This is a genomic window from Streptococcus mobilis (assembly GCF_059727625.1).
In genome coordinates this window covers 476,196-500,238 of sequence record NZ_AP041823.1, presented here as the reverse complement: position 1 = coordinate 500,238, position 24,043 = coordinate 476,196, and the positions used below count along the sequence as shown (strand labels likewise).

Genomic DNA, 24,043 nt, shown 5'->3' with positions numbered 1-24,043 from the left:
TCTGACTCGCCCTCTTTTCATCTGCTTCGCTTCACTAGGTAAGCGCTTACGATTTTACTATAGCACTCAAAAAAAGGCCTGTCAACACTTGACAGAGCCTTTCCTAAAATTTTATAAGATCAACTTCCCCAATTGATCAAGAGATACATAAGACTCGAGCCAAACATATCTGCCAAGGCATGCATGAGGAAAAATGGCAAGAGATTCTTGACGACCTTCTTGTACATGAAGTAATAAAAGAGTCCATAAATGACGCCAATCACAAGGGCCCAGAGAAGCCCCTGATAGGTGTGGAAAGAAAAACGGATCAGAGTTGAAAAGGCCAGCGCCTTCCATTTGTTCTTCTCACTTACCGAAGTCATTAAGCCCAAAAAGAAAAATTCTTCATAAAATCCATTGAGTAAGCCATAAGCAATCGCCATGGGACTCAAAGCCATGAACTTATGGAGGATCTGCATAGGGTCGATAAAGGGCCAAAGACTCGGACTTAGGTAATTGTATTCACCTGAGACCGTTGAGATCACATCCCCAAAAAGTCCCATCGCTGCAAAGAGCAGGGGCACCCAGATCAAGGTGGACCACTTGAAGCGGATCGGCAATTGTTTAAAATCAAAGCGACGGAGCAGCAAGTAAAGAAGGGCTAGAGTCAGCAAGATCAATTGCAAGGTCATGTTGCTCGAATAAGCAGCTCCTTCACTTGCGGTATTGCTACTGCTTGTGGCTACTGCAGTCTGCGCGACTGGCTGAAAACTGGCTAAAAACAGCTGGGTCGAGCGGATAATGAATTGCCCAAAGAGAATGACCGTCACAATGCCAATATCAAACCATTTGAGCTCTTTTAAGGGCTGTTTGGGTCGTATTCTGTTAAAAAATGTCATCTTTCATCCTTCTATTCCCACAATGGAAGTATTTTTGTTTCTCTTACTTTAGCAATCAATGCTTAAAGAAGAGTTAACCTAGAGAAGAAAAAAACGACCTTTGGGCCGTTTCCATTACACTATTAGTCTAACAAATCTTGGATTCTATCTAAATATTGGTTGTCTGTCACTGCCATCACGCGCACCCCTTCAGGCCAGATAAAGTCGGGACCAATCTGAATATGAAGCGGTTGGTCTTCCGCATCTCGATAGCCGATAATATTGAGATGGTACTCCTCTCTGACAGCCAAGTCCTGAAGGCTTTTTCCTACCCAGCTAGCTGGAACCGTAAACTCAGCCACCACCACTGCTTCATCCAACTGGAAGACTTCAATCCCGTGTTGGAAGAGGATCATCTTAGCGAGGGACATCCCCGCTTCTACCTCTGGTAGGATGACCAAATCAGCTCCAATCTTCTCAAGGACTTCCTTGGTCACTTCATTCTTGACCTTGGCAATGACGTGCTCGACGCCAAGTGCCTTACAGTGCATGACCGCCAGGACACTTGATTCCAAGTTTTCTCCCGTCGCAATGACGACTGTGTCACAGTTCCCAATATCTGCCGCATCCAAGAGGTCCATTTCCGTAATGTCTCCAACAATCCCAGTTGTAATCATAGATTCATACTGGTTGATCACATCTTCATGATCGTCAATTGCAATGATATCCACATCCTGGTCCTGCAGGGTTTTTAAGACACTCTGTCCAAAAATCCCTAATCCCAGAATTCCAATGGTTCGATTTGCCATAAGTCTCTCCTATCCGATAATGATGTCTGCCTTGGCATATTGCAAGGCATCTGCCTTTTTGGCCTTGTAATTGTTCAAGCTGACCATAAGGGTCAAGGGGCCGATCCGCCCAATAAACATGAGCAGCATGATGATGCCCAGCCCTGCTCCATTTAAGGTCGAGGTCACATTAGCCGTCACGCCCACTGTCGCTAAAGCCGATACCACCTCAAAGACCAAGTACAGAAAACGTTGACCATCCGGCGTCACAAGACAAAGGCCAAAGAGCCCCAGGATAAAGGTCAACTGGAAAATCACTGCTGTGCCCAAAGAACGTTGCACCAAGTCTGGTGCGATGGTTCGTTTGCCTAGGTTGGTATGAGGCAACCCTAGCAATTCCTTGCGAGCTAAGAGGATCAAGACCAAGAAGGTGGTGATCTTCATCCCTCCTGCTGTCCCACCTGGTGCCCCACCTAGGAACATCTGGAGGATATAGACAAAGAGTGTCACAGGTCGGACTGCTGTATAATCCAGTGAGGCAAAGCCAGCCGTCCGCATACTGACCGTTTGGAAAAAGCTGACCAAGATCTTCTCTCCCAATGGCAGGGACCCAATCGTTGCCGGATTATTAAACTCGGTCAAGAGGCTGGTTACTGTCCCAAAGAGGAGAATCGCAGCTGTTAACCAGAGAACCACCTTGGTATGAAAGCGAAGAGTCCGTCGTCCTGATTGGTTACGGGCCTTGGTAGCTAGGTCAAACCAGACCATGAAGCCCAAGCCCCCAGTAATGATCAGAGCAGATAAGGTCAGATTGACCAACCAATCGGTCTGGAAACTCATCATACTATCGCCCCCAAAATTATCAAAGCCCGCATTACAAAAGGCGGAAACCGCAACAAAGATGGAGTTGAAGATCCCATGACCCCAGCCAAAGCGAGGAATAAAGCGAGTCATGAGAAGCAAGGCCCCGACACCTTCGATGGTAAAGGTGGTAATAAAGATGGAGCGGACAAAACGGGCCAAACTTTGGTTATTGCTAAAACTAAAGCTATCCCGAATGGTCTGCCGGTCCTTGTAACTGAGCTTTTGTCGGCTCTCCATAAAGAAGAGACCGATAAAGGTCAAAATACCTAGGCCTCCGATCTGGATCAAAAGCATACAGATCAATTGCCCCCAGCCATTATAGGTCGAAGCCACCGACTGGGTAAAGAGCCCTGTCACACAGACCATGGAAACCGCTGTAAAAAGATGGTCGATATAGCCTGCTGTTGAGCTTGCTTGCTGGACAAAGGGCAGACTCAGTAAGAGCGAGCCGATCAAGATGACTAAGGCAAAACTGAGAAAGATCCGCCTTGCTGGAGACAGGCCTTTAATCTTGGACTGCCATTGTTTAAAAAATGATTTGACTAACATAGCTTCATTGTATCATAAAAGTGGATTGGACTCACAAGTGATGAACCATTTCTAGGCATAATTCTAAGGCCTTCTCGAAAGCTTCTGAACCCCAGTCACGCTGGTCATAATTTTCCAGGTCTGCAAGCGAATCTGCCGTAAATAGGAGCAAGCCCCAAACCGCCCCACGAAGTTGGGCCACTGCAGCAAGGGAGGCACACTCCATCTCCACCACACTACACCCTTCTTCGATGCGATAGGCCACCTTGTCAGGTGTTTCCCTATAAAAACCGTCGGTCGACCAGGTCATGACCTCTTGATAAGGAATGGACTCTTGTTTGAGAACTGTTTCAATAGCAGTCAGGGCACGACCGTCCACCTCTATATAACGGGAGGGCGCGACATAATGGTAACTGGCTCCCTCATCTCGCAAGGCCTTGGTCGGGATTAAAAAAGCATTTTCTTCTATATCCACCAAGACCCCACAGCTACCTGCCGATATAATCTTCTTCACTCCATAGCCAATCAACCAATCCATGAATTGAGCAGCAGCTGCAGAGCCAACTGGTGCTTGCGCCAAGCAGATTTCCTCTCCTTGGTGCTCCATGACATAGACCGGATAGGTCTTGGTAGCTGAGACAAAGCTAGCTACTTGTTTGGCTCCGACAGTTTCCGCAAAGCGCTCAATCTCATCTTCCAAGAAAGCATAGATGCATTTTTCAGGTAGGTGCAGATCGAGTCCCTCATGAGTCGGCATAATGACTGCTTGCGGATTGTCATCAAACTCTAAAATGGGTATTTCATGTCGATGGATCATTCCTTCTCCTTTTTGACGGGTATTTCTTTGATGACACGGGCTGGATTTCCTGCAAGGACCACATTGTCTCCAAAGGACTTGGTGACCACTGCTCCTGCGCCAGCAACCACATTGTCACCCAGCGTCACACCAGGAAGAATGGTGACACCTCCTCCTGCCCAGAAGTTGTCTCCTATCGTAATCGGCGCCCCGTATTCGAGACCAGAATTGCGCTCATCTGGATCCAGTGGGTGCAAGGGCGTCAAAAATTGGCAATTGGGACCAATCATGGCATTATTGCCGATCGTAATGGGACAAATGTCCAACATGGTCAAATTGTAATTGGCATAGAAATTTTCTCCCAGATGGATATTGACCCCATAATCTACAAGAACCTGTCGATTAAGATAGAGGTTTTCACCGGTTGATCCAAACCACTCTTTGATGATGGATGCCCCTTTTTTGGGATCCACCTCTTGGTTAAAAGCTTCTTGTTTCTCCCGAGAGACTTGGGCCAAAGCCCGTAATTCAGGGTCCGCAGGTCTATAATAGTCACCCGCAATCATTTTTTCATATTCACTGGTCATAAGGAAACCTCCACGTTATTTTGACATATTATAGCAGAATTCCCACTTTAAAACAAACGTCAGAATAAGGCTTTGCAAGAAAAAAAGATCATAAATACTTAAAAATAATTAAAAACACTTGAATTAACTTAATAAATGATGTAGAATATAGGCAAGAACAGAAACAAGGAGCGAGCTCATGTATCAGGAACAACGACTCGAAAAAATATTAGAACTCTTAGAAGAGCGAAAACAGCTATCCGCTAAAGAAATGGTCGACTATTTCAAGGTCTCAAAAGATACTATTCGCAGAGACTTTGCCCTTCTTAGCCAACGCCAGCTGGTTCGCAGGACACACGGTGGTCTCCTTCCCTTAAACAAAGAACCTGGCCCTTCTTATCTAGACCGCAGTCAAAAGGCTAATAAGGAAAAGACTGCCATGGCTCAAAAGGCTCTGCAATTGATCCAAGATGGACAAGTGATTTTTCTCGACGTTTCCACCTCGATGACCCTGCTTGCTGGCATGCTGAATAAGGAAGTTACGGTCTATTCGCATTCCCTTGACAATGCCATCCAGCTCAGTAGCCATTCCCAGGTTGACGTTCATCTCTTAGGCGGGAAATTCTACCCTAAAAACCGCTTCTACTATGACGCGAATCAAGCACACATACTGGACAATCTTCGCTTTGATCTTGCTTTTTTTGGAGCGAGTAGCTTAGCCAATGGCGAAGTCACCTTTGAGGATGCTGAAGACGTTGCAGTCAAGTCTCTCGTTTTTGAGCGGACTCGTACCAAGGTGCTGGTAGCAGAAAGTGCCAAGTTCCACCAACATGCTAACTACTATCTCGCTCGTCTCAAGCAATTTGACTATTGGATTACCGATCAAAAACCAAGCCCTGAAATCCTTAAACAAATCGGCAGTGAAACCACTATTCTCTATTAGGAGGTCCCCATTATGTCTCACATTCGTCTCATCATCAGCGACATCGATGGCACCATCTTAAATGATCACCATCAGATCGATCCACAGTTGGCAGCATTGATCCCAGATTTAAAACGCGAAACCATTCCTTTCGTACTGGCTTCAGCTCGTTCTCCAAAAGGGATGGCTCCCATTGCCAAAGAACTCGGCATAGAAGACTGCCCCATGGCCTGCTACAATGGGGCCTTGATCCAAAAAGGAGAACAAGTTCTTTTCGAGCATCCTTTGGATAAGACTGAGGCCCGGAACTTTATCGACTGGGTCAACCAACACTTCCCTCAAGTTTCGATCAACCTCTATAGTGGAAAAGACTGGATGACCGATCATCTCGACCAATGGAGCCAAGAGGAGGCCCGGATTACAGGGGAAAAACCTCTCATTCTCCCCCTATTGGATCCTTTGCTGGATATGACAAAGCCCCTCCACAAATTGCTCTTAATTGGAGAAGCAGAAGAGATCCAAGCCCTCTATCGTGCAATTCCCGCCGACGACTTTCCTTCTACCGCCTTTTATCTCTCCAAAGCCAACTACCTAGAAGTCACTGCTAAGCACGTCTCTAAAGAGGATGCTCTGGTTGAACTCGCCAACCACTACCACTTGAGCTTAGAAGAAGTCCTCACCATGGGGGACAACTTCAATGACCTTCCTATGCTCAAAAAAGCAGGCATCGGTGTCGCTATGGGCAACGCTCCTCAAGAGGTGAAAGACGGAGCAACAGTCGTGACAAAGGACAATAATGAAAATGGGGCTGGGCAAGCGGTTGAAACCTATGTGTTGATCTAGTCATCCGTTTAAAAAGGACGTCGAGTATAATACCCGACGTCCTTTTTGACGAATGTATAGCACTAAAACTACATCATTTTCATATAAATGCTATCCCAACAATGTCTGCAGAATTGGAACCACAATCACAAATAAGACTGTGCTGAGAGTGACCACATTCGTTGAAAACTCAACATCGCCTTTACCTTGATTGGCAAGGATAGGAAGAACTGCCAAGGCTGGTGTTGCTGATTGAATCATAAAGGTTCTAAATTCTGGTGCCACCATATTTGGAGAGAAGAACTTCAGAACCAAGAGCATGATGACCGGTGCAAGAATAAAACGACCAACCAGTGTGATAATGGTATCTTTATCAAAGCGAATCGTCTTAAGTCCTGCCTTAGCTAGGACGATACCGATATAGACAAGAGATAAGGGCGTTGTTAAACTACCAATATAAGTCAAGGTACTTTCCGCAAAACTTGGAACAGGAATACGTAACACCAAAAAGACGAGGGCTACGAGAAAACCTAATAAAGGAGCTGGGAAAAGCTTCTTCCAATTAAATTTTTGAGCCTGTTTTGAAGCCCCTTCTTTACTATCAGAAGTCATCAGATAGACACCTAATGTCCAAGTAGATACTGTATTTGTAATATAATAAACCAAGAAGTAAGGAAGGGCTTGATTTCCAAACAGAGCGATATTTAAAGGCAAACCAATAAATATGGTATTGGCATTGACAAAGGTATTAATCATGGTTCCTCGGCGTCCTGGGCGCACTCTAAAAACTTTCACCGCGATAAAGGCCGCTAGGTAACCAAGAATGAAGGCGATAAACGTATAGAGCAAACCGCCAGACAAGCTAATCAGCTTATCTAAAGTCAAATATTTAAGAACAGAGGTGAAAATTGCAACGGGCATGGCCACATTCATAATAAGTTTAGACAAGTCATTTCCGAAACTCTCTTGGAACCAACCGCGGACTTGCAAGAAATAACCAAGAATGATGATGACGATAATGGGTACAATACTCTGAATTGACGTTATAAAGATTTCCATAGTCTCCCTTTCTATATAATAGGACATACAGCAAAAGGCGTACGAGGCATCCAGCCGCACTCGTACACCCCAATTAAATTTACTTATTTATACTCTGGATACCACTTCAAATCACGAACTGCTTTGGCCATATCTGTTTCCTTAGCATGCGCAAGACCTTGCTCTTGTGCTTTTTTAGCGACTGCTTCTGCTACTTTAATAGAAACATCTGCTACATACTTGAATGGTGGCAAGACAGGAGCTCCTGGTTGGCCTGGATTGACAATACCACTCAATGAATGAGCCGCTGCTCCAATCATTTCATCCGTCAAAAGACTTGCTTCAGAAGCCAGCATACCTAGACCAAGACCTGGGTAAATCAAGGCATTGTTGGCTTGACCAATCACATAGTCGACACCTTTATAAGAAACTGTATCAGCAGGAATTCCTGTTGCGACAAAAGCTTTGCCATCTGACCATTCAATCAAATCTTTGGCACTAGCTTCTGCTAGTTTGGTTGGATTTGACAAAGGGAAAATCATCGGACGTTCTGTGTTTTCACACATAGCTTCTACTATTTCTTTAGTGAAGGTATTAGGTTGTGTTGAAGTTCCTACAAGAATGGTTGGCTTCACAGTCTTCACTACTTCAAGCAGGTCAGTCAACTTGTCTGCATTACTAAAGTCAGCACGTTTCTTAGCAAACGGTTTTTGTTCAGGGGTTAGGTCATCCATGTCATCAAAGAGAAGACCTTGTTTATCAACCATAAAGAAACGTTTATAGGCTTCTTCTTCAGAAAGACCTTCACTCACCATTTCACGAAGAACACGAGAGGCAATTCCTGCACCCGCAGTACCACCACCATAGCAGAGATAAACTTGATCTGTTAATTTTTCACCACTAATATCCAGTGAACCAAAGATACCACCTAGGGTAACGATTCCTGTACCTTGAATATCATCATTAAAAGTTGGAATTTGTTTCCGGTATTTTTCAAGAATATTGGCTGCATTCAAGCGGCCGAAGTCTTCCCAGTGAAGGTAGAGTTTAGGAAAGAGACGTTCTGCTGTTTGAACAAATTGGTCAATGAAGTCGTAGTAACGATCTCCGCGGACCCGTTCGTGACGATTCCCTAAGTAATTAGGATTGTTACGAAGTTCTTCACGGTTCGTCCCTGCATCAATAACTAAAGGAAGGACCATAGAAGGATCGATTCCAGCAGCACCCGTGTAGACCATCAATTTCCCAACAGAAATATCGACACCATTTGTTCCCCAGTCACCGATTCCAAGGATGCCTTCTGCATCTGTTACAACAATGAGACGAATCTCGCGATCCCCAGCAGCATTTTTCAAAGTTGCTTCGATATTTTCAGGATGATTGATATCAAGATATGCGGCATATTGTGGATCTACAAAGAGATCGCTATACCCTTCAATGGTATCAGCAATAGTTGGATCATAGACAATTGGGTTAAACTCTTCCAAATGTTGAGCAAATAGGTAGTAAAATAGAGTACGATTTGTATTAAAAATTTCCATTAGGAACAAACGTTTTTCCAAATCATTAACCTTTGTTTGCATTTGCGCATAAGTTTGCGCTGCTTGTTCTTCAATAGTTTGGACGTAAGGTGGCAGGAGGCCAATGAGACCTAGTTGCTTACGTTCCTCTAAAGTAAAGGCAGTTCCTTTATTGAGGAAAGGGTTGTTTAAAATATCATGTGCAGTCATCATGTGACCTCCTTATTATTTTATTTTATTATACCACTTATTTGCATTAAATTACACTTTGTTCTATATATGATACAATATGAATGAATCAGTCAATGAAAGTTCAGGCGATACAACCGAAAATGATGCGATTTCAAAAGATAACAAAATAATAGGCTTATCCATCACTTCCTAGATAGTCATAGTCATCTCTTAAAAAAGCCTGTTCCTTTCCACCTTTTAGAAGGTTATTCTCATCAAAAGATCCACTGTTTTCAGGTATTCTTTTTTCTTCTTATGATGATCAATACCTATAAAAACCATAGATAATAAATCCAAAATATGTTTGTTATAAGATACTTTGTTTTGTTTAAGGTGTTATTTTTGTCATTTAAAACTTGTATTCTGGTTACATGAAAACAAAACATTATTTACAACGGTATATAGCGCAAAAGGTCAAATATTTGCGAAAAAAACAAAACATGAGTCAAGAGGAGCTATCGGAACGGGCAGATCTTGGATTAAAATACATCAATCAATTGGAAAATCAAAACGTGAATCTGACCATTCACAGTCTTGAAAAAGTCATTTCTGCTCTTGAGTTAACGCCTGAAGAATTCTTCAATTTTAATTCACTTGAATCATCTTCAGATCCTAACGACAATCTTTCACTTAAGAGAGTAAATATGAAAATTAAGCAACTTCCAGTTGGAAAAAGGGAGAAGATCCTAACGATTTTCGAAGATCTTTTAGATAGCCTTTAATTGTCCTCTGACTCACCTCAGATTGTAACAAACAAAAAATCATATAGTCAAATTAGCTATCACGGATAATTTTTGCTTATCCATGTCTGTCTATTTAGAAGAGGGAGCCCAATGAATCTTAAGGACTTTTATTATTTTCTTGATCTTAGTCAACAGCAATCCTTTACTGGGGTTGCCCAAAAACACGGGATCAGTCAACCATCCGTTTCCTATGCGATTAAACGACTAGAAAAGGAATTTCACTGTCCATTAATCGCGCACGATCCTTCTCATCGTACTTTCAAATTGACGCCCCAAGGAGAAATCTTGCTACGACATATTCAAAAGGTCTTACCTGAGATTCAAGGGGCTAAAAAAGAGATCCTCCGGAGTCTCTCTCAATTCAATACGGTTGGTTTCCCACCAATCATCATTGACTATCTTGTCCGAAAACAACCCGCCTTTATCAGTAATGTTGCAGCTCTTCAAAGTATCCATCCTGTCCAAGAAGGATCTGTTGAACTTTTAGAAATGCTTTCCAAAGGAGAACTAGATGCTAGTTTTTTAGGGAGTTTAGAACCGATTAAAGATCATCGCTTCCAGGTAAGAGAAATGGCCAAACGAGATCTCTTCTATATCCTTCATCACAACCATCCACTAGCCTCAAAAAAAGTATTACAATTTTCAGACGTCATCGATGAAGATTTTATCATTCCAGACGAGCACTTTGTTCATTTAAAAGCCTTTGAACAGTTGAATGAGCGCTATCACCATGAGGCTACGCCCTTCTTTCAGACGGATGATATTCAGCTTCTAAAACAACTCCTTCGTAAACAAGTGGGGATCAGTTTACTAGCAGATCTTGCACTAACAGATGGTGAAGAAGAACTGATCGCGATTCCGATGGCAGAAAATGAACGGATCAGCTTTTACGTTTCACTAGTTGAACCGAAGGAAAGTAATCTCAAACCGGAGGTCATCCAATTCTTTGAAAAATTACTAAACTAGTCGTAGTCTTTGTTCTTAGTGCTAATGCAGAAACATAAATAAAGTGACTAGCTAGTATTTTTTACGACTAAAAAATAGAGTAGAAATGCCGATAAAATAAGGATTCCTGCAAATTGCTAGGAATCCTATTTTCTTTCGCATGTATTGTATAATTAAATTATTTTGTGTATATTTCACTTATTCGACTTTTTATTAATAATTAGAGATATAAAAAGCTCGGAAACCCTTGATTATTATACCGTTGACAAGTTTTTCAAAAACCTGTATGATAGAAAAAAGTTTATTAAAAAGGGGACGTATTTTGAAAAAATATACTATTTCACGTAAACAAACTTTAACTTTAGCTTCCGTTGTTTTAGGAACTGTCTTCACAGGAACGACTATTGCTTCTGCTGATGACGTTGCACCTAGCACAACCCAAGCTGCTCCTGCAGCCACTACAGCAGCAAAATCACCTATCACGGCTGCAACAGAAGAAATCAACGCCAAAGCCAATACACCAGTTGTTCCTGCTGATAAAGCAAAAACTGGGGATATCATCGCTGTGGACGTCAAAAAAACTGGCCCATCTGCTAAAACAGACGGTGCAGACACCACCACTACTTCAACAGCAACCATCAAAACGACTAGCTTAGCAGATCCAAACACACCTGTTGGCACTTCAAAACCGGTCTCATCTACTAAGACAGCTACATCAACCAAGGAAACAGCGGACTACACTGAGACAACAACTGAAACAGTTAATAAAACAACTGTAGTCGAAGTGACAAAAGAAGCCGATGTGGTCAATAAAAAAGAAGTTCAAGCAACATCAGACATCGTCTTTGTCATTGACAAATCAACTTCAATGGATTCTCACATCAGGGATACGATGAAGAATGTCGAGACCTTCGTTCGCAATCTATCGGCAAAAAATATTCAAGCTCGTTTAGGATTGGTTGAATACGAAAGAGCTAGTGAAGTTAAATACCATGATTTCAATGGATCTAAGTTCACAAGTGATCCAGAAAGTTTCATTTCTGCTTTGAAAACCATCAAAACTAAAGGCTACTATGAAAATGCTACTGTTCCATTGCATCATATCGCTACTTCAGGAGACTACAACTGGGGGACTGGGGCAAACAACCATCGCTTTGCTTTCTTGATTACAGATGAGGACATTGATCTTACAAAGGATACACCAACCAAAGAAGCGACACTGAAAGCCCTTCAAGATGCTGGTATCTCTTTGACAGTGGTTGGTGAAACACGTGAAAAAAAAGACTTTGATCCATTGGTCAATGGAACAAATGGTCTCTACCTAGATATCGACAAAAACTTTGCTAACTTGTTGAACGTTCAATTTGCCAATAAAGTCGTTGAAACTGTCCAAAAAGGTCGTGTCTTCAAAGTCCAAACAGACAAGTATGAGTTGATCTCAAAATCTCATCGTGTGGCGAAAGCAAAACCACAAACATCTAGCATCCAAACGCCTGCAACACCGACTCCTACTCCTCAAAAACCGGCTGTTGTAACACCTGCGAAACCGACCGTATTTACACCTGCTAAAAACGAGCCTGTGAAAACGGAAGTTTATATCGCACCAGCAGCTCTTCCTCAAAAAGAAGCAAGTCTTCCAAATACAGGAAGCAAGACCTCAATTGCCTTGACAACTCTTGGCCTTGGTCTTCTTAGCATGGGTGCTGCCTTCGGCCTCTCTCGTAAAACAAAAAAAGACTAAAGCGAAAAGCCTAATTAGTTGATGAACTGCACCTCAAAAGTTAGACAGAAAAATTCTAATTTTTGGGGTGTTTTATTATGAGATTTAGTTATAAAGATCAAATCCCAATCTATGAACTAAAAAAGCAATCAAAAAATATGGGGTAAACCTTTCAAATCTTAGATCCTTCATCTGATTGAATTCTATTCTCAACTAAGTGTTGTTCTTGAATTTGGGCTTCCATGTAAACGCTCTATCTCCAACTCTAGATGTGCTATAATCTAGTTAATAGTAACAAGGAGGTTCTCCTATGAATTCCTATAAAATCAGCTTATTCCGACTTGGTATGCTCTTACCAGCGTATTTTATTTTTAATTATGTTTATTCTATCATTTATAACTCTGCAGGATTTGCTTTTACCATTTTGTGGCCGATATATTACTTATCCTTTGTGATGATTCTGCTAGGAAATATTTTTATCTTTAGAGATCTCTCAAAAATAAAATCATCCGTCGAAGATGATGGGTTTATTCAAAAGACTTCTACTATACAGTTAGTTCTAGCTACAATTGGAGCTTTCATACAAATAATAGGTTTTCCCCTTAATTACATCGAAAACTATTCCCTACTAGCTAGCGCCAGTATTGTCTACTCTATTATCCTCATTATCGGAATTTATCAGAAAGTCATACTTGAGCAAGATAAAGATGTTTCATCTATACTTGGTTTTGTCTTTGGAATTACAGTTCTTTTTCTCTCTAACCTAGTACTACTCACCACTCCTTCTCCAATAGCCAAATACTCTACTTCTTCATTCAGACAAGAATTTCAATCGCTTGGGCTAAAGGGTAAAGTTGAGTTAATTGACCAACACAGAGAGATCGAAGCCTTTAATGGAACAGTATACAAGTTAACATATACTGAACATTTATCTGACGGAACTATTTTAAAAGAAGATACTACCGCAAAAATTCATAAAATAAGCGGAGAACATTTATCAAATTTCTTTCTTCTTTCAGGAACAGATCTTGAAACACTTCTTAATGATAAAGAAAAGGCACTGTTTCACACTGTCAAACAAGATGAATTCAGTTTCTTACTAGATGTATACAAAGAAAGGCCGAATTTCCAACAAGAAGAAGAGCGTATCAAAAATGCTACTGCTGAAAAAATAGATAAACTCTTTACGACACCAATAACTTCTAGTTTTAAATTTGGAAAATATCCAATAGAAAACTACTATGTTGCAATTATGGCGCAGGCTGTCAGCAATCGAGAAAAAGGAGATTTTGACGCAGCTGGCTTTTATAATATTACAACAAAAGATCTCATGAAAAACAAGGGACTTACTCTCGATTTTGATTGTGGCCTTACGAAAATCAAGGCAGAAAATGGTAGTCCTTTAGATACCTTTAAGGAAAAAATCTTATCTTTACCAAAAAATTCATTTTCCGATGGAATCTATAACATCAGTTGTTCTTATGATGAAAATGGAATAAAAAAGAAAGTTACTTGCCCATTTGTTGTTGAAGATGGTGTGGGACACTTTGAAAAGGATGTCATCGAAGGAAATCAAACAAATTAGTTATTTTTGATACTAAAACAGGCAATACTGATACGACTTCTACTATCTGCAACCCTCGTAAAAAAGCCTAATCAAATGATTAGGCCTTTTTCAATCTCTATTTCAAAAACTCTACCATCCATTGTTCGAGACAATCCATAAATCGTTGGACAGCTGGTGACACTTTCTCTTTTTTAGGGAGGGCCATCCCAAGGGAAACGAAGCGCTTGGGACTAAGAGGAACTTGTGCCACTTCTTCTTTCCAGTCTCTTGCAATCATGGCTTGGTTAAAGCTGACTCCTAGACCAGCCTTGACCATCTGATAGGTCGTAAAGCCGTCCTTGGTGGTGAATCTGGTCTGCAAATTAAGGCCTTCTTGCTGTATTAAGCGGTCTTGGTCTGTATCTTGACCAGGTAAGGTATGGATAAAGTCTTCTGCTTCCAGATCTTTAATCTTATAATTCTTTTGTTTGGCCTTGGGATGTTCTTTGGGTAGCCAAACCACCAAGGGGTCTCGATACAATTCTTTCCAGCTGTACTCTCCACTATCCTGAGGCTCCGCGCATAGACAAATATCGACAGATTTCTCGGCTAGCCATTTGGCAATCTCCTTATTACCACCTTCTAAGAGAGTGATCTGAATGGATGGATAGGTTTCTGAGAATACCTTTAAGAGGCTAGGCATCCACATAGAGGACACGCTAAAGTAGCAGCCAATCGTGATGGACCCTCGAATGACTCCCTTAATGTCCTCACTGACTTCGAAAGCTACCTGATTGGCAGCCACAATCTCTCTAAAATAGGGTAGCATCAATTGACCGTTTTCCGTTAAGCGAACGCCCTTTTTATTACGGATGAAAATCGGAAACTCCAACTCCTCCTCTAAACTCGAAATCATTCGTGTAATCCCTGACTGGGTATAGTTTAGCTGTTCTGCAGCTGCTGAAAAAGAGCCGGTCTCACTTGCTACTATGACAGCCTGGCATTTACTAGCGTCCATAAGTTTCTCCTTCATTTTATCCATTCCATTATATCATAGATAAGATGAGTTTTTGCCATTTGTGTTATATCAAAATTTATTTTAAACTATTACCATCAACAAAGAAAGTGAAACATTCAAATGAAGAAACAACTGAATTTTGCCAACGACTATTTACAAGGAGCACATCCGAACATTCTCAAACGGATGGTGGAAACCAACCAAGTGGAAATGACAGGTTACGGGACGGACCCCATTACCCAAAGTGCCATCGAACGAATTCGCGAGGCCTGTGCCTGTCCCCAAGCGGAAGTCCGCTTTCTCATAGGTGGGACCCAGACCAATCAAATCATGATTAATAGTCTCCTGCAATCCTATCAAGGGGTGATCGCTGCAAAAACTGGTCATGTCAGTGTCCATGAGGCTGGGGCTATTGAATTTGGTGGCCATAAGGTTCTAGAACTCGATACAGAAGACGGAAAATTGACCGCCCAACAAATCAAAGAAACCATTGAAGATTACTGGGCAGATGGCAATCACGAACACATGGTCATGCCAGGCATGGTTTATATCTCACAACCAACGGAACTAGGAACGCTCTACAGCAAAGCAGAGCTGGAGGCTATTTCACAAGTCTGCAAAGAGTACACCGTTAAACTCTTTGTCGATGGAGCCCGTCTGGCTTATGCGCTGGCCTGCCCTGAAAATGATGTGACTCTAGCTGATCTCGCGCGCCTCTGTGATGCTTTTTACATTGGAGGCACCAAGTGTGGGGCCATGTTTGGAGAGGCTGTTGTCATTCCCAATCCTCATCTTCTTCCTCATATGACCACCATTATCAAGCAACACGGTGCACTCTTAGCCAAAGGCAGACTGTTAGGGATTCAATTTGATGAATTGTTCAAGGATCATTTATATGACAACATCGGCCAAGATGCCATCACCTGTGCCAATCAGATCCGTCAGGCTTGTAAAAAAGCGGGACTCCCTCTCCATTTTGAAAATCCAACCAACCAGATTTTTTGCTTAGTAACTAAAGAGCAAATGGAAAAACTCTCTGAAAAAGTGGTCTTCTCATTCTGGGAAAAGTATGATGATGAACTAACCGTCATTCGTTTTGCGACCTCCTGGTCCACTCGGAAGGAAGATGTAGAGGCCTTGTGTCAGGTGATTGAGTCACTCTAGGGCCTGAAGGAATCGGTCACCCACCTCATTTATGATATAATAATCCTGATAGAGGGAGGAAACCAATGTTACAAGAACTAGCCTTTACAGGGCAATGGAGACACTATCAAAAACGCGTTCTCGATAAGAGTGACGCTTTTATGGCGGATGGCCACCTGCATTTGGTAGCAGCTCCTGGCTCTGGAAAAACAACCCTGGGAATCGAATTTATCAGACGCTTCGGCCAGCCAACCCTGATCTTGGCTCCAACGGTCACCATTCGTCAACAATGGGTGGACCGGATTATCCAGGCATTCTTGAGTGATGAAAGCCAAGCGGAGCAATTGATCTCTCAGGACCTCAAACATCCTAAGCTGATTACAGTAGCTACCTATCAGGCCCTACACAGCGCCATGAACCAAGTCGTCGGTCAATCGCAAGCTGAAGATACTGATGACCAGGCAGAGATTGAAACGTTTGATTTCAAAGGTTTTGATATCTTCTCTACTTTCAAAGCCATCTCACTTGGGACCCTTTGTTTAGATGAGTGTCACCACCTGCGCAATGAATGGTGGAAAAGTCTAGAAGCCTTTCGTCAGGCCTTTCCTGACTTAAAGATGATCTCGCTCACCGCTACCCCTCCCTATGAGGGGGATCCTGCCCTTTGGGAACGCTATATCCGCATGTGTGGGGAGATTGATGAGGAAATTACGGTTCCCGAATTGGTCAAAGAAGACACCCTTTGTCCCCACCAAGACTATGTCTACTTTGCCTTTCCAACCAAGGAAGAGCAAGAGCAGTTGGACGCCTTTAGCCAACAAAAGAATGCTCTCTTACAGCAACTGACTTCCGATCCCCTCTTTTGCCAATACCTCCAAAACTGCCAAGCCTTATCGGGTCAGATCAGCGATGATGAATTGCTCAATGATCCCAAGTATCTCTCTGCTACCCTGATCTTTCTTCGAAGCAAGGGAATCGTCTTTCCCAAACGTTTCCAGGACCTTTTAGGAGCTAAGAAACTACCTGCTTTCACCCTGGACTGGCTTGAAATTCTCCTGCAAGGTCTGCTCTTTCAGGTTCCTCACTGGTACAATCTACCAGAGGAATACGAGAAGCAAGTCCTCCATGAACTAAAAGCAGCCAGCTTGATCGATCGAAAACAAGTTAAACTAATCCGCAACAAAAAACAAGACCTACTGCTCAACCAATCCCTCGGAAAACTCAATGTGGTTCGAGAGATTTTCAAGGCGGAATACCAAGCTCTTGGAAACCGACTGCGCCAACTGGTCTTAACAGACTATATCCGCCAAGATTTTGAAGTTCATCTCGGGGATAAGGACGCCCAATTTACTCAATTGGGAGTACTCTCTTATTTCGAATCCATTCGCAGGGAAAGCTTAGAGCAAGCAACTCCTCCTGCCATCGCTGTCTTGACCGGTAGCATCGTCATCATCCCGACGATCGCTAAGCCAAGATTAGAAGTGCTTCTTGGAGCGGACAGACTAACTTACCAAAGTGTCGGCCAATTATCTCCTGATGACTTTCTCAAGGTTCGCTTGGTAGGTTCTCAACATGATTTGGTGACAGCTGTGACCCAGCTCTTTCAAGAGGGACTCATCCAAGTCGTGATTGGAACCAAATCTCTTCTGGGAGAAGGCTGGGATGCTCCTTGTGTCAACTCCCTGATCCTAGCGAGCTTTGTCGGTAGTTTTATGCTTAGCAACCAAATGCGAGGCCGTGCCATTCGAGTGTGGCCTGAAGATCCAGACAAGACCAGTAACATCTGGCATCTGGTCTCTATCAACCTTTCCCTGAAGAAATGGTATGAAAAGTCCGATCTTGAAAAAGAAGAGATCGAAGCCATCACTGATCAGCTGAAACAATACAGTCCTGATCTGGAGCTCTTAGAAAGACGGATGAAGCAATTTTTAGGTCTCCATTACAAGGAGCCCTTCATCGAATCCGGTATCGAACGCCTAGCCTTTGACAATATCCGCTATACCAAAAAACAGTTGCAAAAACTCAATGAAGAGACCTTAGAGCGCTCCACCCATCGTCAAGAACTCCGAGACGGCTGGCAAAAAGCTCTTCCGATTCTGGAGAATATGGAGATTACAAATGAGGTCCAAGTGGATAAACACTTCCTGCCTCTAGCCCTATTTTTTGACGCTAGAAAGCTGGCTCGATGGCTGACGGCCGCCGCTTTGACCGATGCTTTCGCCAACCTTTTTTACTATTCACATAGAGGAGGAGGGAATAAAGCGTCTCTAATTCTTCTAGTCGTTTTAGCTGTTCTCGCTCTCCTTGCTTGGCTCCGCTACTATCTCTATAAGAGTCCTTATAAACGGTTAGAAGTCTTCGGCCAGGCTATTCACCAAGCCCTGCTCCTTTCAAGTCAGATCCAGACTCAAGCAACCCGCATCCAAGTCGTACGAGATCGAAAGGATGCCATCAACACGCTGATTTATTTGAAGGGCGGAACCATGCGGGAGAAGGAACTCTTCTCGCAAACCATGATCGAATTCTTTGCACCGATTGAAAATCAGCGCTATATCTTGAAAGCACAGGAAAAAGTATCCGATCAGACAGAATATTTCGCTGTACCAAGCCTCTTTGACAAACGTAAAGAAGATGCCCAAGCCTTTGTGGAGCAAATCCGAAAGAGCCTGGGCAAGTATGACCTGGTCTATACTCGAAGTGCCGAAGGTCGCGCTATTCTCCTTGACGCGCGCATCAAGGCCTTAGCTAACAAACAAGAGCGCACCTTCACGAAGAAACAAGTGATGTCGGATTTGAAATAAGAATTTATTTCACAATAAAAGAAAAGTCTAGTAGTTTCATTTCTACTAGACTTTTTCATTACTCAAGCACAATCATAGCCTTAATAGTCTTGCGTTCATCCATATCTTTGTATGCCTGATCAATCTCGTCCAAGCTATAACTATGAGTGAAGACGCGACCTGGATTGATGTCGCCATCAAGAACAGCCTTGAGCAAGAACTGTTTGTCATAGGTGGTGACAGAGGCTGCTCCTCCTGCCACGGAAATATTTTGCGCAAAGGTAGAACCAAGAGCACGGTTCTTGTAGTGAGGCACACCGACAAAACCTAAGCGCCCTCCATTGTGAAGAACCCCAAGGGCTTGGTCGACAGCTGCCGCGGTACCGACACATTCAAGAGCGGCATCTGCTCCTCCACCAAGGATTTCACGAACCTTGGCAATCCCTTCTTCCCCACGCTCCGCTACGACCGCTGTTGCACCAAATTCTATAGCCAATTGTTGACGGTCCTCATGCCGGCTCATGAGGACAATTTGCGATGCTCCCCGCATCTTAGCTGCAATCACAGCACATTGCCCTACAGCTCCATCCCCGATGACGACAACCTTGTCACCTTTTTGAACATTAGCCACACGCGCTGCATGGTAGCCTGTCGGCATGACATCTGCTAGCGTCAAGAAGGATTTGAGCATAGCTTCTGTATAATCAGACGGTTGCCCAGGAATTTTGACAAGGGCCCAGTTGGCGTATTCGAAGCGCATGTACTCCGCTTGCACCCCGTCAGACCAGTTGCTGCCGATATGGCGGTCACATGTTCCATCATAACCTGCACGACAAGCATCACACTCCCCACAGCCATGGGTGAAAGGCGCAATCACAAAGTCACCCGGTTTGACCGTTGTAATAGCTTCTCCAATTTCTTCGACGATTCCAATGGCTTCGTGACCACTATTTTGGTGCCCCTCTTCAATATCTGGATTGCGGTAGCTCCAGAGATCGGATCCACAGACACAGGTGCGAACGATGCGGAGAATGACATCATCTGGTGCCTCGATGTGTGGACGCTCCACTTCTACTAGACCCACTTGCCCAGCTTTTGTATAGACTGTTTTCTTCATAAGGACGACCTACTTTCTATTGCTTACTTGACTATAGTATACACTTTTTCTTAGGCTTCTGCTCGTACCAACTCTTCATGAATGGTGGTGGTGTTCATGTCCGCTCTGACTCTCTATAGCATGGATATCCCGTTTATGGCAGGCATGGCTAGCTTGATCGCTATCCACTTCGATGGTGACATTTTGAAAGCCCCTCTCTTTGAGCAAGTCTCGGATTGCTTCTTTGCAGACTTCCATCTGCTCCATCCGCTTGAGACAAACATGAACAATAGCATTTTTCTCTAAGCCATCCATGGTCCAAAGATTAAGTTGATTGATACTAGCGACATTGTCCAACTGCTCTAAGTCATTCTTAACTTGCTTGATATCTACCCCTTCTGGCACAGCATCCAGGAAAATCTTGAGCGTGCTCCAAAAACGTGGAATGGCTTTGGACAGAATAAAGAAGGAAATAGCAAGAGACAAGAGGGGATCTAGGATATACCAGTCCGTAAATCGGAGGACAATGGCCATCAAGATGACAGCGACCCAACCCAAGGTATCTTCCAAAAAATGCAGGCTGAGAATGGATTCATTCTTGGTTTGCCCCTTGTGAATGACCAGACTCGCCAGCACATTGACACTGATAGCAATCATTCCCAACCAAAGAAGCCCTTCGTCATTGACGGGCTGAGGGTGGAAAAGCTTGCTTACATTTTCTAAAATCACCATACCAGACCCGGTCATCAGAATGACTGCCGTTACTAAAGCCCCTAATAAGCTAAAACGCTTGTAGCCTAGGGTATAGCGACTATCTTCTTGACGATTGGAGATCGTTTCTAGAAAGGCCGAGAGGCCAATGGCTAGAGCATCCCCCAAGTCATGGACAGAATCAGCGAGAACAGCACTGGAACCAAAGATTCCCCCTGCAATAAACTCAACAATGGCATAACTCAAATTCAAGAAAAAAGCGATCCAGACCGCATGTTTTGTCTTCATAATCCTATTTCCTTTGTTATAATAGATTCATGAACATCATGTTCATTATCATTATCTAACATTCACAACAGAAAGGATAGGAGCAAACTGTTTAGGGTGTCCGTTACTGAACAGTTTGTTCTAAGTGTCCATATGACAGCACAGGATCGTCGCATCACCAAAACTCGAAAAGCTATCTATCAAGCTTTTTTACAATTACTCAACCAAAAAGACTACGAGGCCATCACGGTTCAGGAAATCATTGACTTAGCCGATGTGGGGCGATCAACCTTTTACAGCCATTACGAAAGTAAGGAATTATTGCTAGATGAACTCTGTCAAAAGCTCTTTCACCATCTCTTTGAGCGTGCTGAACACCTCTCACCACAAGACTATCTGGCTCATATCTTTCAGCATTTCAAGAAAAATCAAGATCATGTGACCAGTCTCTTGCTCTCTAAAAACGATTATTTTATCCGGCAACTGCGAAAAGAACTAGAACACGATGTCTACCCAATGGTTGCCGACGAACTCATCAAGGCCCATCCAACTCTCCCTCACTCTTACCTCAAACACTTGGTCGTCAGCCATTTCATCGAAACCCTCAGCTGGTGGTTGAAAAAAGGCAAGTCCTACACCGAACAAGAAGTGATCCAATTTTATTTGGAGATTTTAAAAGTGGGCTCGAACTAGAAGGGAGTATTTTCAATGACCAGCGTGCAATTTTACTTTCTATTTCCATCACTCTTCATGCTTCACGAACTTGAAGAAATCATTTGGATGCCATCCTTTGTCAAAAAATTATCAGCACAGTTTCCAGATAATCGAATCCCATCTTGTTACACTCCTTTTGCTTTCAATGCCATTGTCTTGGAGCAATTTCTGATCCTAATGACGTCGCTATATCTTAGTTACCAGTTTAACAACTATAGCATTTACGCAAGCATCATAATCGCTTATATCTACCATGTGTTCGGACATCTGATTCAGACAGTCGTTATTCGAAAATATGTGCCTGGGTTGTTAACGGGCATTTTAACAAGTTTGTTTGCTCTTTGCAATCTCAAAAATGAATTTCCAATTAAACTTTATGGTTACTCTCTTTTTACCTTCTTGGTTATTATTTTAAATCTTGTAGTATCATTTATGATTCTTCATAAAATCAGTCATAAAAAATAGTACTCAGGCAATCATATCTTAGAAAGGAAACCCTATGTTCTTCCCCATTCTTCTCGGCTTTTTTACAGCCTTCTTTGCCCTTGCTTTTGTTCTTCTTCACTTATTGGCCTCCCTTTCAGAATTTAAAAAGGGAAATCACACTTTAGGAAATACATTTCTCCTCATCGGAAGTAGCCTTGCGACCTTATCTCTCATCCTCTACTTCTTTTTACCGATTGTCTCTCTAGTCCTTTGGCTGATCGGATGTGGTTTGATTTGCTACGGAGCCTATTGGAATGGAAAACACAAAGGAAACTTCCACCCAGTCCACCACCTGATTCGGATGGGCATCGCTCTGGTGATTACAATTTTATTAGCTCTCATATAAGAAAAGCTCAGGTTTTCAAAAAACTTGAGCTTTTGTAGTTTCTATTTATTATGCCATCAACAGCATGAGAATAGGAATCACCACCATGGTTGCAAGGGTCGTTTCTGTCACCATGACGGCTGCATAGTCACTATCAGCTCCATAGAGTCTGGCAACAACTGGCGCATTGGTCATCACAGGCATAGCGGACTGGATGATAAAGACCTGCTTCATCAAACTTGGAAGAGGCACCCAGTAGACGATGGAGGCCATCAAGAGAGGGGCAACCAGAAAGCGACCTAGTAGAATCAATAGTTGCTCTTTTCCCAGAACCAACTGCTTCACACCTACATGAGACACTGACAAACCGATGAATATCATGGATAAGGGGGTTGTTAAATTGCCCAGGTACTGTAAATCACTGGCTAGAAAAGCTGGCAACTTGATCTGTAGCATCACCAAGACTAGTCCCAAGAGAAAGCCCATAAGGGGCGGAGAAAAGACTTTTTTCAGACTGGTTTTGAGATCAAACTGAGCTTCTCCCTCACCATCTCGCTGAATGAGATAAGTTCCCAAAGTCCAGAAAAAGGTCGTATTACACATGTAATAGATCAAAACATAGGGAATACTGGCATCTCCAAAGAGGGCTTGGTTAATGGGGAGTCCCACGAAGATGGTATTGGAGTTAAAAAACATGGAAATAAAGAGGCCACGACGGTCCTGTCTTACTGCAAAGATCCTTGCTACCCCTGTCGCGATGCCAAGTAAAATAACCATAGACAGGGCAGGAAATCGCAAGGCTGGCAACATTTTAAGTAGATCTGCTGCTGTGAAGCGTTGCGTAATGGTGTAGAGCATATAGCAGGGAAGAGCAACTTGAGTGACCAATTTAGCGAGTAGGCCACGCGACTTGTCATCGAACCAGCCTTTTTCACCAATGATAAAGCCCACTAAAATCATGCCCAGGATGACGAGAATCCCTGATATGCTCCTCAAAAAGATGTCCATGTTCTCCCCTTTTCTTTTTTAAATTTGAACTAAAAAAAAACATTTTTTACAAGTCTCAAAAACTACTCTAGTATATCATAAAAAGAGGTGGGGCAACATGCCCAACCTCATGCATTTTATTAATTGTCACTAATAACCCTTCTTAGCTGCCTTACTCCATTGGTACCAACCAACGAGACTGTTGATAAAGTAAATCAAGAAAAACCAATAAAATGGTGGGGACTATGGCGAAAATAGATGATTCAGTTAAAAAGAAAGTTCCAGAATTGCGATTTAAAGGATTCACGGATGAATGGGAACAGCGTAAGTTGGGAGACAAAGTTCGAATAGTGATGGGACAGTCTCCTAATTCAGAAAATTATACTGATGATCCTAATGGGCGCTAAAAATGCGAAGACCTATGAAGACCTATTTTGTATTAGTCAAACAAAAGATCCAAAAGAAATGGTATATGATTATGACCATGAAATAAAGTAAAACCAAACCGAGTGATCTGAGGAAGCACCCGATGATCATGAAACGTTATTAAACACAAAAGTCACCCATGTGAGTTCTTGCCAGAAGCTGAAGTTAATCCTTCAACCTGGAAAACCCGCAGAGGTGACTTTT

General features: G+C 42.8%; 23 protein-coding genes. 12 read left to right on the top strand and 11 right to left on the bottom strand.

Annotated features, from left to right (window positions below):
• Positions 1 to 119 precede the first annotated feature (119 nt).
• The 5 genes from AC6IZR_RS02410 to AC6IZR_RS02390 form a co-directional block, all read right to left on the bottom strand.
• The gene (locus AC6IZR_RS02410; RefSeq protein ID WP_497848709.1) at positions 120 to 878 is read right to left on the bottom strand and encodes a CPBP family intramembrane glutamic endopeptidase; all 759 of its coding nucleotides are present in this window, start codon (positions 876 to 878) and stop codon (positions 120 to 122) included.
• Between the two features lie 122 nt (positions 879 to 1,000).
• The gene (locus AC6IZR_RS02405) at positions 1,001 to 1,666 is read right to left on the bottom strand and encodes a potassium channel family protein (protein WP_003008667.1); all 666 of its coding nucleotides are present in this window, start codon (positions 1,664 to 1,666) and stop codon (positions 1,001 to 1,003) included.
• Positions 1,667 to 1,675: 9 nt separating this feature from the next.
• A complete protein-coding gene (locus tag AC6IZR_RS02400; RefSeq protein ID WP_497848708.1) occupies positions 1,676 to 3,058 on the bottom strand; it encodes a TrkH family potassium uptake protein in 1,383 nt (460 codons plus the stop codon).
• 31 nt (positions 3,059 to 3,089) lie between these two features.
• A complete protein-coding gene (locus AC6IZR_RS02395; RefSeq protein WP_013904125.1) occupies positions 3,090 to 3,854 on the bottom strand; it encodes a nucleoside phosphorylase in 765 nt (254 codons plus the stop codon).
• Complete coding sequence (locus tag AC6IZR_RS02390; RefSeq protein ID WP_497848707.1) at positions 3,851 to 4,420, bottom strand: sugar O-acetyltransferase; 570 nt, start codon at positions 4,418 to 4,420, stop codon at positions 3,851 to 3,853. The genes AC6IZR_RS02395 and AC6IZR_RS02390 overlap by 4 nt, the downstream gene beginning before the upstream one ends.
• Positions 4,421 to 4,598: 178 nt before the next feature.
• Here AC6IZR_RS02390 and AC6IZR_RS02385 point away from each other — a divergent pair, with 178 nt between their 5' ends.
• A complete protein-coding gene (locus tag AC6IZR_RS02385) occupies positions 4,599 to 5,342 on the top strand; it encodes a DeoR/GlpR family DNA-binding transcription regulator (RefSeq protein ID WP_497848706.1) in 744 nt (247 codons plus the stop codon).
• Between the two features lie 12 nt (positions 5,343 to 5,354).
• Positions 5,355 to 6,164 (top strand): Cof-type HAD-IIB family hydrolase, encoded by an 810-nt coding sequence (locus AC6IZR_RS02380; RefSeq protein WP_497848705.1) that lies wholly within the window; start codon positions 5,355 to 5,357, stop codon positions 6,162 to 6,164.
• A gap of 90 nt (positions 6,165 to 6,254) precedes the next feature.
• Here the strand turns inward: AC6IZR_RS02380 and AC6IZR_RS02375 are convergent, their stop codons facing one another.
• Entirely contained in the window at positions 6,255 to 7,202 is a 948-nt protein-coding gene (locus AC6IZR_RS02375) for an AEC family transporter (RefSeq protein ID WP_070665571.1), read from the bottom strand.
• 83 nt (positions 7,203 to 7,285) lie between these two features.
• On the bottom strand, positions 7,286 to 8,911 hold the full coding sequence (locus AC6IZR_RS02370; RefSeq protein WP_497848933.1) for a malolactic enzyme: 1,626 nt from the start codon (positions 8,909 to 8,911) through the stop codon (positions 7,286 to 7,288).
• Positions 8,912 to 9,303: 392 nt separating this feature from the next.
• On the opposite strand from AC6IZR_RS02370, the gene AC6IZR_RS02365 reads away from it, so the two are divergent.
• From AC6IZR_RS02365 to AC6IZR_RS02350, 4 genes are all read left to right on the top strand, one after another.
• Positions 9,304 to 9,654, top strand: a complete 351-nt coding sequence (locus tag AC6IZR_RS02365; protein ID WP_003008684.1) for a helix-turn-helix domain-containing protein — start codon at positions 9,304 to 9,306, stop codon at positions 9,652 to 9,654.
• Between the two features lie 111 nt (positions 9,655 to 9,765).
• Positions 9,766 to 10,641: a LysR family transcriptional regulator gene (locus AC6IZR_RS02360; protein WP_049490394.1), complete on the top strand. Its 876-nt coding sequence runs from the start codon at positions 9,766 to 9,768 to the stop codon at positions 10,639 to 10,641.
• Between the two features lie 301 nt (positions 10,642 to 10,942).
• On the top strand, positions 10,943 to 12,361 hold the full coding sequence (locus AC6IZR_RS02355) for a VWA domain-containing protein (protein WP_241672890.1): 1,419 nt from the start codon (positions 10,943 to 10,945) through the stop codon (positions 12,359 to 12,361).
• Positions 12,362 to 12,650: 289 nt separating this feature from the next.
• Entirely contained in the window at positions 12,651 to 13,925 is a 1,275-nt protein-coding gene (locus tag AC6IZR_RS02350) for a hypothetical protein (RefSeq protein ID WP_497848704.1), read from the top strand.
• A 97-nt stretch (positions 13,926 to 14,022) separates the two neighbouring features.
• On the opposite strand, the gene AC6IZR_RS02345 is transcribed toward AC6IZR_RS02350, so the two are convergent.
• Positions 14,023 to 14,904 carry a LysR family transcriptional regulator gene (locus tag AC6IZR_RS02345; protein ID WP_049483781.1) on the bottom strand — a complete coding sequence of 294 codons (882 nt, stop codon included), beginning with the start codon at positions 14,902 to 14,904 and terminating at the stop codon, positions 14,023 to 14,025.
• Positions 14,905 to 15,024: 120 nt separating this feature from the next.
• Here AC6IZR_RS02345 and AC6IZR_RS02340 point away from each other — a divergent pair, with 120 nt between their 5' ends.
• Together AC6IZR_RS02340 and AC6IZR_RS02335 are read left to right on the top strand one after the other, a co-directional pair.
• Positions 15,025 to 16,068 carry a threonine aldolase family protein gene (locus AC6IZR_RS02340; RefSeq protein WP_155199869.1) on the top strand — a complete coding sequence of 348 codons (1,044 nt, stop codon included), beginning with the start codon at positions 15,025 to 15,027 and terminating at the stop codon, positions 16,066 to 16,068.
• Positions 16,069 to 16,133: 65 nt separating this feature from the next.
• Entirely contained in the window at positions 16,134 to 18,848 is a 2,715-nt protein-coding gene (locus tag AC6IZR_RS02335) for a DEAD/DEAH box helicase family protein (protein WP_497848703.1), read from the top strand.
• Between the two features lie 58 nt (positions 18,849 to 18,906).
• On the opposite strand, the gene AC6IZR_RS02330 is transcribed toward AC6IZR_RS02335, so the two are convergent.
• Both AC6IZR_RS02330 and AC6IZR_RS02325 read right to left on the bottom strand, forming a co-directional pair.
• Positions 18,907 to 19,944, bottom strand: a complete 1,038-nt coding sequence (locus AC6IZR_RS02330) for a zinc-binding dehydrogenase (protein WP_497848702.1) — start codon at positions 19,942 to 19,944, stop codon at positions 18,907 to 18,909.
• 75 nt (positions 19,945 to 20,019) lie between these two features.
• Complete coding sequence (locus tag AC6IZR_RS02325) at positions 20,020 to 20,922, bottom strand: cation diffusion facilitator family transporter (protein WP_497848701.1); 903 nt, start codon at positions 20,920 to 20,922, stop codon at positions 20,020 to 20,022.
• A gap of 132 nt (positions 20,923 to 21,054) precedes the next feature.
• On the opposite strand from AC6IZR_RS02325, the gene AC6IZR_RS02320 reads away from it, so the two are divergent.
• Genes AC6IZR_RS02320 through AC6IZR_RS02310 form a run of 3 tightly spaced genes read left to right on the top strand, consistent with a single transcriptional unit; the run spans position 21,055 to position 22,447 of the window.
• Entirely contained in the window at positions 21,055 to 21,594 is a 540-nt protein-coding gene (locus tag AC6IZR_RS02320; RefSeq protein ID WP_003008700.1) for a TetR/AcrR family transcriptional regulator, read from the top strand.
• A 15-nt stretch (positions 21,595 to 21,609) separates the two neighbouring features.
• A complete protein-coding gene (locus AC6IZR_RS02315) occupies positions 21,610 to 22,080 on the top strand; it encodes an HXXEE domain-containing protein (RefSeq protein WP_302692534.1) in 471 nt (156 codons plus the stop codon).
• A gap of 34 nt (positions 22,081 to 22,114) precedes the next feature.
• On the top strand, positions 22,115 to 22,447 hold the full coding sequence (locus tag AC6IZR_RS02310) for a glucuronide permease (RefSeq protein ID WP_302692533.1): 333 nt from the start codon (positions 22,115 to 22,117) through the stop codon (positions 22,445 to 22,447).
• A 48-nt stretch (positions 22,448 to 22,495) separates the two neighbouring features.
• Here the strand turns inward: AC6IZR_RS02310 and AC6IZR_RS02305 are convergent, their stop codons facing one another.
• Positions 22,496 to 23,434: an AEC family transporter gene (locus AC6IZR_RS02305; protein WP_049497945.1), complete on the bottom strand. Its 939-nt coding sequence runs from the start codon at positions 23,432 to 23,434 to the stop codon at positions 22,496 to 22,498.
• Positions 23,435 to 23,658: 224 nt separating this feature from the next.
• Between AC6IZR_RS02305 and AC6IZR_RS02300 the strand changes: the two genes are divergently transcribed.
• Positions 23,659 to 23,820, top strand: a complete 162-nt coding sequence (locus AC6IZR_RS02300; protein ID WP_173018768.1) for a hypothetical protein — start codon at positions 23,659 to 23,661, stop codon at positions 23,818 to 23,820.
• Positions 23,821 to 24,043 lie beyond the last annotated feature (223 nt).